The sequence below is a fragment of the Novosphingobium aeonii genome, from assembly GCF_052279045.1.
Lineage (GTDB): Bacteria > Pseudomonadota > Alphaproteobacteria > Sphingomonadales > Sphingomonadaceae > Novosphingobium.
This window is the reverse complement of the sequence record NZ_CP176832.1, coordinates 1695374-1711140: the sequence shown is the minus strand read 5'-3', so window position 1 is coordinate 1711140 and position 15767 is coordinate 1695374. Positions and strand designations below refer to the sequence as shown.

Annotated in this window: 16 protein-coding genes; 5 read left to right on the top strand and 11 right to left on the bottom strand. The window is 65.6% G+C overall.

The window, feature by feature from the left end; all coding sequences use genetic code 11:
• Positions 1-16: 16 nt before the first annotated feature.
• Complete coding sequence (locus ACLIMP_RS08555; protein ID WP_443477763.1) at positions 17-559, bottom strand: 2'-5' RNA ligase family protein; 543 nt, start codon at positions 557-559, stop codon at positions 17-19.
• 107 nt (positions 560-666) lie between these two features.
• Here ACLIMP_RS08555 and ACLIMP_RS08550 point away from each other — a divergent pair, with 107 nt between their 5' ends.
• The gene (locus ACLIMP_RS08550; protein WP_443477762.1) at positions 667-1077 is read left to right on the top strand and encodes a sugar transporter; all 411 of its coding nucleotides are present in this window, start codon (positions 667-669) and stop codon (positions 1075-1077) included.
• A gap of 19 nt (positions 1078-1096) precedes the next feature.
• On the opposite strand, the gene mltG is transcribed toward ACLIMP_RS08550, so the two are convergent.
• The 5 genes from mltG to ACLIMP_RS08525 all read right to left on the bottom strand — a co-directional run bounded on the left by mltG (position 1097) and on the right by ACLIMP_RS08525 (position 6520).
• Positions 1097-2071, bottom strand: coding sequence for an endolytic transglycosylase MltG (gene mltG, locus ACLIMP_RS08545; RefSeq protein ID WP_132469082.1), 975 nt, complete (start codon positions 2069-2071; stop codon positions 1097-1099).
• Between the two features lie 21 nt (positions 2072-2092).
• Complete coding sequence (fabF, locus tag ACLIMP_RS08540; RefSeq protein WP_054439687.1) at positions 2093-3352, bottom strand: beta-ketoacyl-ACP synthase II; 1260 nt, start codon at positions 3350-3352, stop codon at positions 2093-2095.
• Between the two features lie 186 nt (positions 3353-3538).
• Positions 3539-3775, bottom strand: coding sequence for an acyl carrier protein (locus tag ACLIMP_RS08535; protein WP_007013838.1), 237 nt, complete (start codon positions 3773-3775; stop codon positions 3539-3541).
• Positions 3776-3998: 223 nt separating this feature from the next.
• Positions 3999-5783: an aspartate--tRNA ligase gene (gene aspS, locus ACLIMP_RS08530; RefSeq protein ID WP_185998821.1), complete on the bottom strand. Its 1785-nt coding sequence runs from the start codon at positions 5781-5783 to the stop codon at positions 3999-4001.
• Between the two features lie 251 nt (positions 5784-6034).
• Complete coding sequence (locus tag ACLIMP_RS08525) at positions 6035-6520, bottom strand: hypothetical protein (RefSeq protein ID WP_324695995.1); 486 nt, start codon at positions 6518-6520, stop codon at positions 6035-6037.
• A gap of 152 nt (positions 6521-6672) precedes the next feature.
• On the opposite strand from ACLIMP_RS08525, the gene ACLIMP_RS08520 reads away from it, so the two are divergent.
• From ACLIMP_RS08520 to ACLIMP_RS08510, 3 genes are all read left to right on the top strand, one after another.
• A complete protein-coding gene (locus ACLIMP_RS08520; protein WP_443477761.1) occupies positions 6673-7764 on the top strand; it encodes a hypothetical protein in 1092 nt (363 codons plus the stop codon).
• An 81-nt stretch (positions 7765-7845) separates the two neighbouring features.
• Entirely contained in the window at positions 7846-9075 is a 1230-nt protein-coding gene (rnd, locus tag ACLIMP_RS08515) for a ribonuclease D (protein ID WP_132469118.1), read from the top strand.
• On the top strand, positions 9072-9968 hold the full coding sequence (locus ACLIMP_RS08510) for a hydrogen peroxide-inducible genes activator (protein WP_054439690.1): 897 nt from the start codon (positions 9072-9074) through the stop codon (positions 9966-9968). The genes rnd and ACLIMP_RS08510 overlap by 4 nt, the downstream gene beginning before the upstream one ends.
• Positions 9969-9995: 27 nt before the next feature.
• Here ACLIMP_RS08510 and ACLIMP_RS08505 read toward each other — a convergent pair whose 3' ends face one another.
• The 3 genes from ACLIMP_RS08505 to chrA all read right to left on the bottom strand — a co-directional run bounded on the left by ACLIMP_RS08505 (position 9996) and on the right by chrA (position 13370).
• Positions 9996-11126 carry an MFS transporter gene (locus ACLIMP_RS08505; protein WP_054439866.1) on the bottom strand — a complete coding sequence of 377 codons (1131 nt, stop codon included), beginning with the start codon at positions 11124-11126 and terminating at the stop codon, positions 9996-9998.
• 244 nt (positions 11127-11370) lie between these two features.
• Complete coding sequence (pgsA, locus tag ACLIMP_RS08500) at positions 11371-11964, bottom strand: CDP-diacylglycerol--glycerol-3-phosphate 3-phosphatidyltransferase (RefSeq protein ID WP_054439868.1); 594 nt, start codon at positions 11962-11964, stop codon at positions 11371-11373.
• Between the two features lie 77 nt (positions 11965-12041).
• Complete coding sequence (chrA, locus tag ACLIMP_RS08495; RefSeq protein WP_054439871.1) at positions 12042-13370, bottom strand: chromate efflux transporter; 1329 nt, start codon at positions 13368-13370, stop codon at positions 12042-12044.
• 323 nt (positions 13371-13693) lie between these two features.
• Here chrA and ACLIMP_RS08490 point away from each other — a divergent pair, with 323 nt between their 5' ends.
• Positions 13694-15007: an MFS transporter gene (locus tag ACLIMP_RS08490; RefSeq protein ID WP_185997766.1), complete on the top strand. Its 1314-nt coding sequence runs from the start codon at positions 13694-13696 to the stop codon at positions 15005-15007.
• A gap of 48 nt (positions 15008-15055) precedes the next feature.
• Here ACLIMP_RS08490 and ACLIMP_RS08485 read toward each other — a convergent pair whose 3' ends face one another.
• A complete protein-coding gene (locus ACLIMP_RS08485) occupies positions 15056-15271 on the bottom strand; it encodes a hypothetical protein (RefSeq protein WP_443477760.1) in 216 nt (71 codons plus the stop codon).
• Between the two features lie 207 nt (positions 15272-15478).
• The gene (locus ACLIMP_RS08480) at positions 15479-15661 is read right to left on the bottom strand and encodes a CsbD family protein (RefSeq protein WP_054439696.1); all 183 of its coding nucleotides are present in this window, start codon (positions 15659-15661) and stop codon (positions 15479-15481) included.
• Positions 15662-15767 lie beyond the last annotated feature (106 nt).

Here is a 15767-nt window from a genome sequence, read left to right as displayed (position 1 = left end):
CACCCAAAAATGCGTTTCAGCCACGAAAAGGTAAAACGCGGATCGGGCGCCACAATCCGTCCTCCCAGGCATAAAGGCCAAAGCCCCGGAAGCGGAAGCTGATCGGGTGCAGTTGAGCCCCGAGCTGTGCCTGCAGCGCACGGGCGGCGGCCGGGGCGACCTTGTTCTGGATCGTCACGTGAAGGCGCAGTGGCCGGCTGTCCTGATCGGTCAGCAATCCATGCATGCGCTCCGCGATCACGGCATGGAGCCACGCCATGTCCGGTGATTCGACGGAGAGAGCGGTGCCGTTGTCCAGCTTCATCAGCCCGTCGATTCGCGCCCTCGGCGGCGCGCAGCGGGCAAGGTCGGCGAGGACGTCCACCAGTTCGCCTTCCACCGAGGGCGGCAGGGCATGAAACAGGGTGACATGGGCGCGCAAACGGTTGCGCTCGGGTGGGTAGTGGGCCTTGCGCAGGCCGTCGGCCCAGCCGAGCACGTCGGCGGGCAATTCGGCCGTCACCAGCAGCGGAGCGCCGCGCTTGCGATCCGCCGCCAGAACTTCACCTTCACGGTTCATTCGCCTTGCTCCCTGAGGCCGTCTGCCTTGCCCCTACGGTCAATTGCCAGAACAGGGACGCTGCGGCAAAGTGCCCGTTCGGCCGTCATGCGCGAAAGGGAGCGGGCATGCGCAAGTTCTGGATCATCGCCATCCTCATCCTGCTGTGGAACCTTGCCGGGGACGTGGCCTATCTTGTTCAGGCCAGCGCCGACCCGGGCGAAATCGCCCGCCAGGACCCGGTTCAGGCGCAGGCCTTCCGTGAAATGCCCGGCTGGGCATGGACCGCCTATGCCGTGGCAGTGGCCAGCGGCACCATCGGCTCGGTCATGCTGCTGTCCCGGCGCGGCTGGGCATGGATGCTCTTCGCGCTTTCCTTCGTTGCCGTGGTGATCCAGTTCGGCTGGAGCTTCCTCGGTTTCGACATGCTGGGTGCCAAGGGGCCGGCTTCGGCGATCTTCCCGCTGCTTATCGCGGGAATCGCACTGGCCTCCACGATCTATGCGCGGCGCAAGCGGGCGGACGGGACGCTCCGATAGCGGGCGCCCTTCCCTCCGTTCAGATTTCGCCGCGCTCGCGCCGGATCGCGAACCACTTCTTCACGTTGGCATTGTGCTGGGCCAGCGTGTCGGCAAAAGCATGGCCGCCGGTGCCGTCGGCCACCATATAGAGCGCATCGGTCTTTGCCGGATTGAGCACGGCGGCGATCGATTCGCGGCCCGGATTGGTGATCGGATGCTTGGGCAGGCCGACCATCGTGTAAGTGTTGTAGTCGTTGACCGCCTGGATCTCCGACTGGAGGATGCGGCGTCCCAGCGCCTTGCCCTTGGTGATCGGGTAGATGATCGTGGGGTCTGCCTGCAGCATCATCCCCTGCTTGAGCCGGTTCGAGTATAGCCCGGCCACCATGCGCCGTTCAGAGGGCTTGCCGGTTTCCTTCTCGACGATGGAAGCCAGGATCAGCGCCTGCTCCGGCGTCTTCACCACGAGACCCGGGGCGCGCTTTTCCCAAAGCTCCTTGAGTGTGCGGGTCATGGCCGCCTGCATGCGGCGCAGCACCGCCTCGCGCGGCTCGCCAGTCTCGAAAGCGTAGCTGTCAGGCAGGACCGAGCCTTCGTCGGGCGAAGCCACCTCGCCGCTGAGCTGGTCCTGCGCCTTCAGGCGTTCGTAGACCATGATCGAGGGCATGCCTTCCGGCACGGTGACGAAGCGGCGGATCACCTCGTCGCTCGAGAGGATCGCCAGCACGCGCGAAGGGCTGGCATGGGCGGGAATGGCGAATTCGCCCGCCTTGATCCCGCCGCCGCCGCCGAACACGCGGGCGCGCAGTTCGAAGCCGCTGGCCGAGCGGATCACGCCCTTGTCCTCCAGCCGCTGGGCCACAGCCGCAAGGCTTGCCCCGCCGGGAACGATGAAGTGCTGGTCCTTCGCCAGCGGGCCGGAACCGTACCAGCCGCCCACGAAGGACCATAAGGAGATCACGGCCGCAAGGCCGATGGCCGCGACGAGAATCCAGTTGCGCCGCGACATCATCGCCCCTTACGCCTTTCGCGATCAGTCGATCTTGCGCATCACCAGGCTGGCGTTGGTGCCGCCGAAACCGAACGAGTTGTTCAGCACCGCGCGCACTTCACGCTTCTTGGCGACGTGCGGCACCAGGTCCACGCCCTCGCAGCCCTCGTCCGGGTTGTCGAGGTTGAGGGTGGGGGGCACGATCTGGTCGCGCATCGCCAGGATGCAGAAGATCGATTCGACCGCGCCGGCGCCGCCCAGGAGGTGGCCGATGGCCGACTTGGTCGAGCTCATCGAAACGCTGCCGATGGCATCGCCGAACAGGCGGCGCACGGCGCCCAGTTCGATGGTGTCGGCCATGGTCGAGGTGCCGTGGGCGTTGATGTAGTCGATATCCGCCGGGGTCATCCCCGCCTTCTTCAGCGCCATCTGCATCGAGCGATAGGCACCGTCGCCAGTGGGTTCCGGGGCGGTGACGTGGAAGGCATCGCCCGAAAGACCGTAACCGATCACTTCGCAGTAGATCTTCGCGCCGCGGGCCTTTGCGTGTTCGTACTCTTCGAGCACGAGGACGCCGGCGCCCTCACCCATGACGAAACCGTCACGATCCTTATCGTAAGGGCGGCTCGCCTGTTCGGGGCGGTCATTGTAGCTGGAATTCAGCGCGCGCGCCTGCGCGAAGCCGGCAATGCCGATCGGGCAGATGGTCGATTCGGCGCCGCCGGCCAGCATGATGTCGGCATCGCCGTCCTTGATCATGCGCGCGGCATCGCCGATCGAGTGCGCGCCGGTCGAACAGGCGGTGACGACGGCGTGGTTCGGGCCCTTGAGGCCGTACTTGATCGAGACCTGACCCGAAATCAGGTTGATCAGGCGGCCATGCACGAAGTGCGGAGAGACGCGGCCCGGACCCTTTTCGGCCAGAACGAGCGATTCGCTTTCAATACCCGGCAGACCGCCGATGCCCGAACCGATCGAGCAACCGGTCATGAGCTTGTCTTCCTCGCTCATGTCGGTGAGGCCGGCATCTTCAAGTGCCTGCCCTGCGGCATCGATGCCGTAGACGATGAAGGGATCGACCTGGCGCTGGATCTTGTGGTCGACACGCTTGCCGGCATCGAAGCCGTATTCGTGATCGGCCGGCTTCACCTCGCAGGCGATCTGGCACTTCTGGTCCGAGGCATCGAACTTGGTGATCGGGCCCGCCCCGCTCTTGCTCGCAAGGATGTTGGCCCAGGTGGTCTCCACGTCAGCACCCAGCGGGGTGACAAGACCAAGTCCGGTGACGACAACACGACGCATTCATGCTCTCCGAAAAAGCAATTTGGCCGAAAACGCGGCTGGCACGAACCAGCCTGCAGAAACGGCAACAGGCCCGCCCCCTTAGAGGTCGAGCCTGTCGAGTTCAATCCGGTTATGAACCGGGATCACAGCCGCCCGCGCGCCGGCGCATGGCCGGACCGCGCGAGAGTAGCCGAAAAGCCGGGCTCAGCCCTTGTTCTCTTCGATGTACTTGATGGCATCCGAGACGGTGCTGATCTTCTCGGCAGCATCGTCGGGGATTTCGACGCCGAATTCTTCTTCGAACGCCATGACCAGCTCGACGATGTCGAGCGAATCTGCGCCCAGATCGTCGATGAAGCTTGCTTCTTCCGTCACCTTGTCGGCTTCGACGCCCAGGTGTTCGACGACGATCTTCTTAACCCGATCGGCGGTATCGCTCATTGAATAAACCCCTTCAAAAATTCGCGAGGTGTGAAATCTCGCCTGCCGCCCTAATGACTGGGGCGCGCGCTGGCAAGCCTCGCTCGCAAGATAGGATCACGACGCGAAAGCGCCATGGCCCGATTTATCCACGCCCCGATCCTGTTTCCAGAATGTTTCCGGGATCGTGAAGGTTGGGCAGCGAAGCGAAGGCCCGCTGCCCGGCGGAAATCTGGAAACGAATTCAGTTCTTCTGCGGTTCCACCACACGCATGTGCAGTTCGCGCAGCTGCCTGGATTCGGCCGGGCTCGGCGCGCCCATCAGCAGGTCCTCGGCGCGCTGGTTCATCGGGAACAGCGTGATTTCGCGCAAGTTCTGCGCACCGCACAGGAGCATCACGATGCGATCGACACCGGCCGCCATGCCGCCGTGCGGCGGCGCGCCGTACTGGAAGGCGCGGTAGAGGCCGCCGAAGCGATCTTCCACGTCCTGCTTGGTGAGGCCCACCATCTCGAAGGCCTTGACCATCAGTTCCGGCGACTGGTTACGGATCGAACCCGAGGCGATTTCATAGCCGTTGCAGACGAGGTCGTACTGATAGGCCTTGATCGTCAGCGGGTCCTGGCCTTCCAGCGCTTCCATGCCGCCCTGCGGCATCGAGAACGGGTTGTGCGCGAAGTCGACCTTCTTGTTGTCCTCGTCCCATTCGAAGAACGGGAAGTCGACGATCCAGCACAGCTCGAAGCGGTCCTTGTCGATCAGGTCGAGCTGTTCGCCGGTGCGGATACGGGCAAGCCCTGCCAGCTTGGCCGCCTGCTCTTCCTTGCCCGCGGCGAAGAACACGCCGTCGTTCGGACCCAGACCCAGCGCCGCGATCAGCGCGGCGGTCTTTTCCTCGCCGTGGTTCTTGGCGATCGGGCCGCCGGGGACGCCGTCCTTGATGTTGATGTAGCCAAGGCCCGAATAGCCCTCGCCGCGCGCCCAGACGTTCATCTCGTCGAAGAACTTGCGGCTGCCCGCACCGGCGCCCGGAGCCGGGATCGCGCGGATCACGCCGCCACCGGCCACGATGCCCGCGAAGATGCCGAAGCCCGATTCGACGAAGTGCTCGGTCACGTCCTTGATGATCAGCGGGTTGCGCAGGTCCGGCTTGTCCGAACCGTAGTCCAGCATCGACTGGGCGTGCGGAATGCGGCGGAATTCACCCGCAGGCGTCACCGGCTTGCCTTCCGCGAAATCGGCGAAGACGCTCTGGAGCACCGGCTCCATGGTTTCCCAGATCTCTTCCTGGGTCACGAAGCTCATTTCGAGGTCGAGCTGGTAGAACTCGCCCGGCAGGCGGTCTGCGCGCGGGTCCTCGTCGCGGAAGCAGGGGGCGATCTGGAAGTAGCGGTCGAACCCGGCGACCATCAGCAGCTGCTTGTACTGCTGCGGCGCCTGCGGCAGCGCGTAGAACTTGCCGGGGTGGATGCGGCTGGGCACCAGGAAGTCGCGCGCGCCTTCGGGACTGGAAGCGGTGAGGATCGGCGTCGAATATTCGGTGAAGCCGATGCCTTCCATCTTGCGGCGCATGTCCGAGATGATCTTCGTGCGCTTCACGATGTTGCCGTGCAGCGTGTCGCGGCGCAGGTCGAGGAAGCGGTAGCGCAGGCGGATATCCTCGGGATATTCCTGCTCGCCGGCCACCGGCATCGGCAGTTCCTCGGCGCGGCTGATGACCGTGGCGGAACGGGCGTAGACCTCGATCGCGCCGGTGGCGAGGTTCGGGTTCACGGTGGATTCGGTGCGGGCCTTGACCACGCCCTCGATCGTGACGACCGATTCGACGCGCAGCGAATCAAGCAGTTCCAGCGCCGCGCTGTCGGTGTCGGCAACGACCTGGGTCATGCCGTAGTGATCGCGCAGGTCGACGAAGAGAACGCCGCCGTGGTCGCGCTTGCGATGCACCCAGCCCGAGAGGCGGACGGTCTGGCCGACCTCGGCAGCGGTCAGGGCGCCGCAGGTGTGGGAGCGATAGGGATGAGTCATGGCGGGCTCGCGCTTCTTCTGATCGGAATGAGGTTGCAAGCCGAGCCCCCTAGTCGAGTGGCGCGGCGATTTCCAGAAGAGATCGGCCCGCAAGCACGCACCGGGTCGGAGAACCGGGCTGCAACGAGCCCCCGCCCCGGAATTCCGCTGCCCCCGCAGTGCGATCAGGAGATATCCAACGACGCGGCCTGGCGGGAAAAACGGACGTAGCCCCAGTTACCGCGATGTCGCACTTGGGTGGTAAGCTGCCGCTACGCGCCGTCTCGGTCCAAACGGATTGCCTCTTCCAAAAAACGTTGCGGTTCTCGAACAAACTTCATGGCCCGCGATTGCATGATCGTTCTGACGACAGCTTCCCGGTTCGGCAGAAGGATCGCCCCATCCCTCGTGGCAAGGATGCAATCGAAATGGCGCGCGAGTCCGCAGATACCACCGACTAAATGTAATGAGAGGTCTGCCACATTAAGGCGGAACTGAATGTCCTCAATGACCTGCCCATCGAAGAAGACCTGAATGTCATCGGTCTTCTCATCGCCCCAAATTCGTAGGCTGGCGGACCAAGAATTTTTCTCGGGTAGTAGTGTGCCAAGCCTGGCAAACAGCACATCGGCATCGGTGCTTGAGAAACCCAGACGAATTTCATCGAGTTGCTCGCGCCTCATCCGTGCAGCAGTGGCTCCAGCGATACGGGCCGATGATGCTGGAACGAAGTCAAGAACGAATTGCCAAACCGCCATCGTCATATCGTAGCGCGTGATCGAACGTCCGCAATGGGGCGAAACCCGACCTACCGGGCGACGCCCGGGCTCTCCGGGAAAGCTCCGGCCCCGGCATAAACCCCAAATAAACCAATTCGGGGCTATGCCGCTGGGCAAAACGGGTCTCGCCAATGGATTACATGGACAACGCGCAGGTTCCGGATGCCGTCACCATAGACGGCATGTCGGAAAATCAGTTCCGCACGGCGATCGAGGCGATGCTGCGCGAAGGCCGCGCCGACGAGGCGGCGCGCCGGATCAAGGACGAACTCGTGTTCCTCTGCGGCGAGGGCCTGCCTCTGCCCGCCCGCTTCCGCTTCATCGCTTCGCAGGACGTGATCGTGACCGGCTGGGACCGGCTGATCCGGCGCATCGCCGAACTTGACCGGCCCGGCGATCCCGTCACCGCCATCGCCATGGACATCTGCCCCGCCATCGCAGCTGCTTCGGCCGATCCGGGCCGCCCGTTCTACGAAACCGCCTATTACACCGATCGCGCATGGCCCTTCTCCACCGCTGGCCGGTCCCGCCTGGCGCAGGCCTTCGCCATGCCCGAGGTGCCGTGGCAGGGCGCTTTCGAGGACAACGACGACACGCTGGGCGTAACCGGGCTGGAGGATCTGCACGCGGTGATCGCGGCCATGCGGAAGCTTTGCACGGCCGGCATGGCCACCGCCGAGGAACAGCGCGCCTGCACGGTGGGCGCCTGCCATCTCGCGGTGCTGACGCATCAGGCCATTCGCGACAAGGCCATGGCCGAGGGGCTTCCCCGGCCCATGGCCGTTCTGGTGGGCGGCCATGGCGGCTACCCGGCATTCGAGGCGGCGGCCCTTGCCGCCGTCACGGACGAGAGATGGCCGGAAGGCGCTCCGGACGGACAAGCCGCTGCCCCGGCGCCCTCACCGTTTCCCGCGCCCTCGTTTCCCGCGCCCTCGTTTCCCGGGCCCTCGTTTCCCGGGCCCTCGTTTCCCGCACCTGCGTTTCCCGCGCCCCCGCTCGCCGCCGATGCCCCCGATGGCGGCCCGCCGCCGCGCGGTGCCGCGCCGGGCGACGACGCGGAAGCCTGGCACCTGCCTCCGCCCGGAATCCATGTGACCGGCACTCAGCTTCGCCGCCGGCTGGTGACGCGGGAAAGCATCGCCGCGCTGGAAAACGAGGCCGCGCCCAGCCTGCTCCAGACCCTCGCAAATCGATTGCTGACGCCCTTCCTGCGCAAGAAATAGGCAATATCGTCATTTGTCGGAGAATTTGACGGCCGGGAAACATTGATCCCCCGCCTTGTTCGCGTTACCGCCACGCTCGAAATGAAAATCCATCCGCTGATAACAAAGACCGAAGAGCTCGCCGCGCTGTGCGAACGCCTTGCGAAATCCGATTTCGTGGCCGTCGACACGGAATTCATGCGCGAGAACACCTATTGGCCCGAACTCTGCCTGGTGCAGATCGCCAATACCGAGGAAGCGGCCGCGATCGACCCGCTCGCGCAGGGGCTCGACATGACCCCCCTGCTCGACCTGCTCACCGCGAACGAGGAAGTCCTGAAGGTCTTCCACGCCGGCGGGCAGGACGTGGAGATCATCTTCAACCTCACCGGCCGCACCCCGCACCCGATCTTCGACACCCAGATCGCGATGATGGCGATCAGCCAGTCGGAGCAGATCGGCTATTCCAACCTCGTCGAATCGTGGATGGGCCTTACCATCGACAAGGGCGCCCGCTTCACCGACTGGTCGCGCCGCCCGCTGACCGAGCGGCAGATCGAATATGCCATCGGCGACGTCACCCACCTCTCCAAGATCTTCCCCAAGATGCTCAAGCGCCTGATCAAGACCGGGCGCGGCGAATGGCTGGACCAGGAGATGGAAAAGCTCGCCGATCCCGAACATTACCGCAACGACCCCGCACAGGCGTGGAAGCGGATCAAGGCGGCGGGGCGCAATTCCGCCATGCTCGGCAGGCTCAAGGCCATCGCCGAATGGCGCGAACACGAAGCGCAGGGCAAGAACATCCCCCGCGGCCGCATCGCCCGTGACGAAACGCTGGCCGACATCGCCAGCCACCCGCCCAAGCAGCAGGCCGATCTCGCCAAGGTGCGCGGCCTCTCGCAAGGCTGGAAGGACAACGACATCGGCAAGCGCCTGATGAACACCATCGCCCGGGCGGAACCGCTTTCGGACGACGAACTGCCCCCGCGCACCCCCAAGGGCGCGCCGCTGGGCAAGGAAGGTTCGCTCGTCGCCGACCTGCTCAAGCTGCTGCTCAAGATCCGCGCGCGCGAGATCGACGTGGCCGCCCGCCTGCTCGCCCGCAGCGAAGACCTTGAACTGCTGGCCGCCGGCGTGCGCAAGAAGCTGCCGATCCTCGAAGGCTGGCGCTACGAAGTGTTCGGCCGCGATGCGCTTGCCCTGGTGGAAGGCAAGCTCGCCTTCGCGGTGGAGAACGGCAAGCTCAAGATGACCCGCCTCGAAGACGAGCCGGTCGCCGGAGCCGACGACGATGCCGGCGACACCGACGGGGCGGCAACGGAAGAGTGACCGTCTACCAGCCCACGCTCAAGCAGCTCCAGTACCTCGTCGCCCTGCACGAACACGGGCATTTCGGCCGCGCCGCCGATGCCTGTTTCGTGTCGCAGTCCACGCTTTCGGCGGGCCTGCGCGACCTTGAGGCGCTGCTCGGCGTGACGCTGGTGGAACGCACCAAGCGCGCGGTACGCTTCACGCCGCTGGGCAATGCGGTGGTTGCCAAGGCCCACCGCATCCTGCGCGAGACCGAGGAACTCTCCGACCTCGTGCAGTCCAGCGGCAAGCCGCTCTCGGGCGAAGTGCGCATGAGCGTGATCCCCACGATCGCGCCGTTCCTGCTGCCCCGGATGCTGCCGCGCCTGCGCCGCGAACGTCCGAACCTCAAGCTGTTCCTGCGCGAGGAGCCGAGCCAGGCCGCCATCGAATCGCTGCACCACGGCCGCGCCGACTGCGTGCTGCTGGCGCTCCCCTATGCCACCGGCGAGGTCGAGAAGGAGACGATCGAGCTTGACGCCTTCTTCGTCGCCTTCCCCAGCGACGACCCGCGCAATCCGCCTGCCGAGGTCGGTCCCGAAGTCATAGACGAGCATCGCCTGCTGCTGCTGGAAGACGGGCACTGCCTCAAGGACCATGCGCTGGCCGCCTGCAACCGGCCGGAACTGCGCGCCTCGGCGACGATGATCGGCACTTCGCTGCACACGCTGGTGCAGATGGTCGACAATGGCCTGGGGCTGACGATGCTGCCGGAAATGGCGATCGACGCGGGCATCCTCAACGGCACCAATGTCGTCGCGCGGCCCCTGCTCTCGCCCAACGCCAACCGCGAGATCGCACTGGTCTGGCGCAAGAACTCTCCGCGCGGGGACGAATTCCGCATGCTCGCGGACGAGCTGCGCGCCGGTTAGCGGGAACAGGCGGCGCCTGGCGCTGCCTTACTTCTTCACACGCAAGGTCTGCAGCGCCAGTCCGAGCGCCGCGATTCCCGTGCCCAGCACCGTCACGCCGGTCCAGCCCCAGTTGTGCCATGCCACCGTGGCCGCGCCCGAACTGGCCGCGCCGGCGAGGAACATCGAGGCCATGTAGACCGTATTGATTCGCGAGCGCGCCTCGGGGCGCAGCGCATAGATGATGCTCTGGTTGGAAATCTGGCTCGCCTGGATCGCGAAATCGAGCAGCAGCACGCCGACCACCAGCCCGGCGATCGAGGTCCAGAACCCGAAGACCAGCCATGACGCCAGCGTCAGCACGCTGGCCGCCACGATCACCGGATGCGGGCCGCGCCGGTCGGCGATACGGCCCGCGATCGGCGCGGCCAGCACGCCCGCCGCGCCGAGCACGCCGAACAGGCCCGCCACTTCCGAGCCCAGCCCGAAGCGCGGCTCCTGAAGGTGCAGCGCGAGAATCGTCCAGAACACGCTGAACACGCCGAACTGGGTGCACTGCGTGAACGTCGCCAGCCGCAGCGCCGGGAATTCGCACCAGAGATCGCGCAGCGAGGCCATGAGCCCGAGCCAGCCGAGCCCCCCCGGCTGCGGACGGCTGCGCGGAAGCTGCCATGCCATCAGCCCCGCCGTCAGCAGCGCCAGCGGCACCGCCAGCCAGAACATCGCGCGCCAGCCGAAGTGCCCGCCCACGAAACCGGCCAGTGTCCGGCTGAGCAGGATGCCGCAGAGCAGGCCCGCCATCACCGTGCCGACCACCGCGCCGCGCTTGTCCTCTGGGGCCAGATTGGCGGCCAGCGGCACGATCTGCTGGGCGACGGAGGCCAGCAGGCCCACCAGCAGCGAGGCGGCAAGCACGGCACCCGCGCTCGGCGCCAGTGCGACCAGCGCCAGCGCCACCGACAGGGCCAGGCACTGCGTGACGATCAGCCGCTTGCGCTCCAGCAGGTCTCCCAGCGGCACTAGCAGCAGCAGCCCGGCGGCATAGCCGAGCTGCGTGGCGGTGGGCACATAAGTGATCGCGGCGCCGGGAACCTCGCGCTCCATCAGGCCGAGCATGGGCTGGCCGTAATAGATATTGGCCACCGTCAGCCCCGCCGAAGCCGCCAGCGCGAAGACCATCGCGCGGCCGAACGGGCGCTCGCTGCGCGGATTCGCGTCCGGAGAGGGCTTGCGGAAACGGGCGGTGAAAGGGCGAAGCGGCGCGGTAATGGGATTGTCCTTGATGAAGAGTCCCCCCCGAACGTGGCCCGCCCTGCCGCAGGATCACGCTTGCGCCAAACGCAACGAATTCACGTCAGACGGCGAATTTTGCAATGCAGCGACAGCATCGCGCCGCGAGGCCCGAACCGGCGAGCCCCCCGCCTCAGTCCATATGCTTGAGGCCGACGCGCAGATAGTCCCACCCGGTGATGAGCGTAAGCACGGCCGCGCCCCACAGGGTGGTCAGGCCGACGGTGTGCGGAATATTGATCTCGATCGCGCCCACGTCGAGGTTCCACCACGGGGTGGCCACGCCGAGAATCAGCGCGCCGAGCGAGATGAGCTGGAACGTGGTCTTCCACTTGGCGAGGCGGCTGACGGGAACCGAGACCTGCAGGCTGCCGAGGAATTCGCGCAGGCCCGATACCGCGATCTCGCGCACGAGGATGATGAGCCCGGCAATCACGTGCATGTCGCCCACGTAAGGTCCGGTCAGCACGCCTTGCGCCGTCAGCACCAGGATCACGGCGGCAACCATGATCTTGTCCGCGATGGGATCGAGGAAAACGCCGAGTTTCGAGACCGTCCCGCTCGACCGCGCGAGATAGCCGTCGAAATAGTCGGTGATGCCCATCAGGCAGTAGACGCCGAAGGCCAGCGCATAGCCGAACTCCCATTTCGGCCACCACAGCAGGAAAGCCAGGAAGGGCATCGTGACGATGCGCGAGAGGGTGAGAATGTTCGGCAGGGTCAGCATGCTTTCCTGCCCATAGCCGCGATGATCGCTTTTGAGAATGCGCTTCTGGCGAGGATATCGCCCGGCGGCGCGAAACATCATCCCAGCCGGGCCAGCAGCAGCCCGCCAAGAGCCGCGATCGCCAGCACCTTGATGACATTCAGCTTCAGCCGGAAGATCAGGATTGCCGAGAGCGCCGCCAGCAGTCCGGCACGCCAGTCGAAGCTTCCCCAGTCCGGCAGGTAAAGGCGCAGAGGCCCGATCCGCGCATCGCCCACCCGGCTGAAAAGGACATGGATCAGGAACCAGAGCGAGAGGTTGGCGATCACGCCGACCACCGCCGCGGTCAGCGCCGCCAGTCCGCCCCTGATGCGCCGCGCGTTCTCAAGCCGCTCTATCCACGGCGCGAAGGCGAAGATCCACAGGAAGCAGGGCGCGAAGGTCACCCATGTCGTCAGAGCGGCGCCGATCATGCCCGCGACCAGCGGCGTGAACGGCGCCGGTGCCCGGAAGGCGGCCAGAAAGCCGACGTACTGCGTCACCATGATCAGCGGCCCCGGGGTGGTTTCCGCCAGCCCCAGCCCGTCCGCCATCTCCCCCGCCGAAAGCCAGCCGTAACCCTGCACGGTCTGCTGGGCCATGTAGGCCAGCACCGCATAGGCCCCGCCGAACGTCACCACGGCCAGTTGCGAGAAGAACGCGCCGATCTGCCAGAGCACATGGCCCGTGCCCAGCGTGACCAGCACGGCGGCCATCGGCAGGGCCCAGATCACGCTCCACAGGCAGACGGCGCCGATGCTCTGCTTCCACGGACGCGGCGCGGCGGGCGCGACCTCGCCGTTCTCCCTGATCGCCAGCAGGTCCGGCCGCACGGCCGCTATGCCCATGCCCAGCGCGCCTGCCCCCAGCACCACCAGCGGAAAGGGAAGATCGAAGAAGAACAGCGCGATGAACGCCGCCAGCGCCAGCCCTTTCTTGACCCCGGTGTTCAGCGCCCGTCCGGCGATGCGCAGCAAGGCCTGCGCCACCACCGCCAGCACCGCCGACTTGATGCCCAGGAACAGCGCCGCAAACCAGCCGAGATGGGCGGCATAGGCGTAGAGCACCGAAAGCCCGAGGATCACGAAAGCGCCGGGCAGCACGAACAACAGTCCCGCCGCCAGCCCGCCGCGCATGCCGTGCAGCTTCCACCCGATCCATGTCGCCAGTTGCTGCGCCTCCGGCCCGGGCAGGAGATGGCAGAAGTTGAGAGCGTGAAGGAACTGCTCCTCGCTCACCCATTCCCGCCCGTCCACCAGTTCGCGGTGCATGAGCGCGATCTGCCCGGCCGGTCCCCCGAAACTGAGGAAACCGATGCGCGCGAAGACCCGGAGAAGCTCGGAAAACTCCGGCCTGTTCGCGGAATGGGATTTCACGGAGTTCGTCATGGAGTTCGCCACCCTGCCCTGCGCCTTTCCGTCCGCGCAAGCACGGACAACAAGGCAACGCTTGGGCGGTGACGCCTGGTCGGGAGGTTGCTCGATCCCGCTGCGTTTTTCTAGCAAGGCCCCGCCGCCTTGCCAATAGCCCGGCCCTTCCGGCGCGCCCATTCGCATGGCCAGATTCCCGGGCCCGATTGTTTCCGGACGATTTCGCACCGGCGCGGAAGAACGCTGCCGGGCGGCAAAAAACGCCTCAAGGGGTTGTGCCCTCGCCCCACCGCATTAAGTGTCGCGGCAACGATGAAGCGAGGCCGCCGAATTTTTCCGACATGACAACGACGACCCAACTCATCCGGGCCAGGAGATTCCTGCCCTTGTTCGTCACCCAGTTGCTCGGCGCGTTCAACGACAACCTGTTCAAGAACGCCATGGTGCTGTTCGTGGTGTACGGCGTCTACAACTCGGAGGCCGCCGAGGCGCGGTTCAGCGCGCTCGCTTCCGGCATCTTCGTGATCCCCTTCTTCCTGCTTTCCGCGCTGGCGGGCCAGATGGCCGACATGCGCGACAAGTCCAGGATCATCCGCATCGTCAAGCTGTGCGAGATCTTCATCATGCTGGTGGGCGGCGCAGGCCTCGCGCTGGCATGGAAGGGCATTGCCCTTCACACCGCCGCCATCCCGCTGATGCTGCTGGCGCTGTTCGCGATGGGCATCCACTCCACCTTCTTCGGGCCGATCAAGTACGCGATCCTGCCGCAGCACCTGCGCGAAGGCGAAGTGCTTTCCGGCACCGGCCTCGTGGAGGCAGGCACTTACATCGCGGTGCTGGCGGGCACGATCGTGGCGGGCTGGATCAGGGTGGACATCGCCGCCGTCACCGTCGTGGTGATCGCCGCCATCGGCTATCTCGCCGGGCGACAGGTTCCCCCGGCACCCCCGCTCGGAAAGCTGGAGCCGATCGACTACCATGTCGTGCGCTCCTCCATCAATCTCGTGCGCACGACGATGCAGGATCGCCGCGTGTTCCTGGCGATCTGCGCGATCAGCTTCTTCTGGGCCATCGGCACGGTGCTGTTCGTGCAGTTCCCGCCGCTTACCAAGAACATCCTCAACGCCAGCAAGGAAGTGGCCAGCCTGTTCCTGGTGATCTTCTCGGTCGGCGTGGCGATCGGCTCGGTGGCGATCAATGCGCTGCTCAAGGGCACCGTCTCGGCTCGGTGGTCTCCGCTATCGGTGATCGGCATGGGCGTGTTCCTGGTGGCCTTCCAGGAAGTCTGCTCGATCTGGCCGCCGCACGACGGTCCCGAAGCGCTGATGAACGTCGCGGTCTTCGTGGTCCAGCCGCTGGCGGTGCCACTGCTGCTGACGCTGCTCGGCATTGCGGTGTGCGGCGGCATGTTCGTGGTGCCGCTCTACGCGTTCCTCACCACCTTCGTCGACAAGTCGCAGACGGCCCGCACGATCGCGGCGAACAATATCGTCAATTCGGGTGCGATGGTGGTCGGCGCCATGGCCACGGGGCTGATGTCGCTGCTCGGACTGCCGGTTGTGTTGCAGCTCGTCGTGGTGGCGATCAGCTGCGGCGCCTCGGCCTGGCTCGGTTTCCTGCTCTACCGCGCCGAGCGCGCGGCCCTGCCGGCCTGAACTGCCCGCAGGTTCCGTTCAGCACCCTTCAGGTGCCGTTCTGTCCGGTCAGGCAATGAAGGCCAGTGCAGCCACGAAAGTGGCGCAATAGGCTGAGAGAAAGCGGCGCCAGTCGCCGCCGTTCATGCGCCACGCCTCAGCCGCCGCGACATTCTGCGCCGTCTCCGCAGCCTCGGACGTTACCGCAAGAGCCTTGCGCGGCAGGGACCGCCGGAAGGGATGGCCCGCACCCTCGCTGGTGAGGACAAGATCGCGTCGTGACATTCTCTGCATGAGACGCACCTTAAGAACTTGTTTACTCTTTTCCAGTCACCCGAAAGGATCATCTCATTTCGGGACGAAAGTGTTCTCGTGAACAGATGAAGGAGTTTTAACAAGCGACTGGTTTCCCACGAAAAAGGGCCGCCAGCTGGCGACCCTTTAAACGCTTGCGCCGATCCGGCGGAGCGCGGTGTTCCCGAGGGAACTATGTCAGATGCGGTCGCCCAGTGCGCCCTTGACCTTGCCGATGCCCTGCTGGACTTCGCCCTTGGTTTCCTGCGCCTTGCCTTCGGCCTGCTGGGCCGGATCGTTGCGGGCCTTGCCGATCACCTGCTTGGCATTGCCGGCGACTTCGTTGCCGAGGCCCTTCACGGTGTCCTTGAGCTTACCCATGGTCGATCTCCTTGCTTGTCCGGCGAAAGTCCGCCGTGTTCACGAGAGACAAACCCGCAGATGCCGCCGCAAGTTGCGTGCCTTCGCGCCGAGCCGTGCCGCGGCG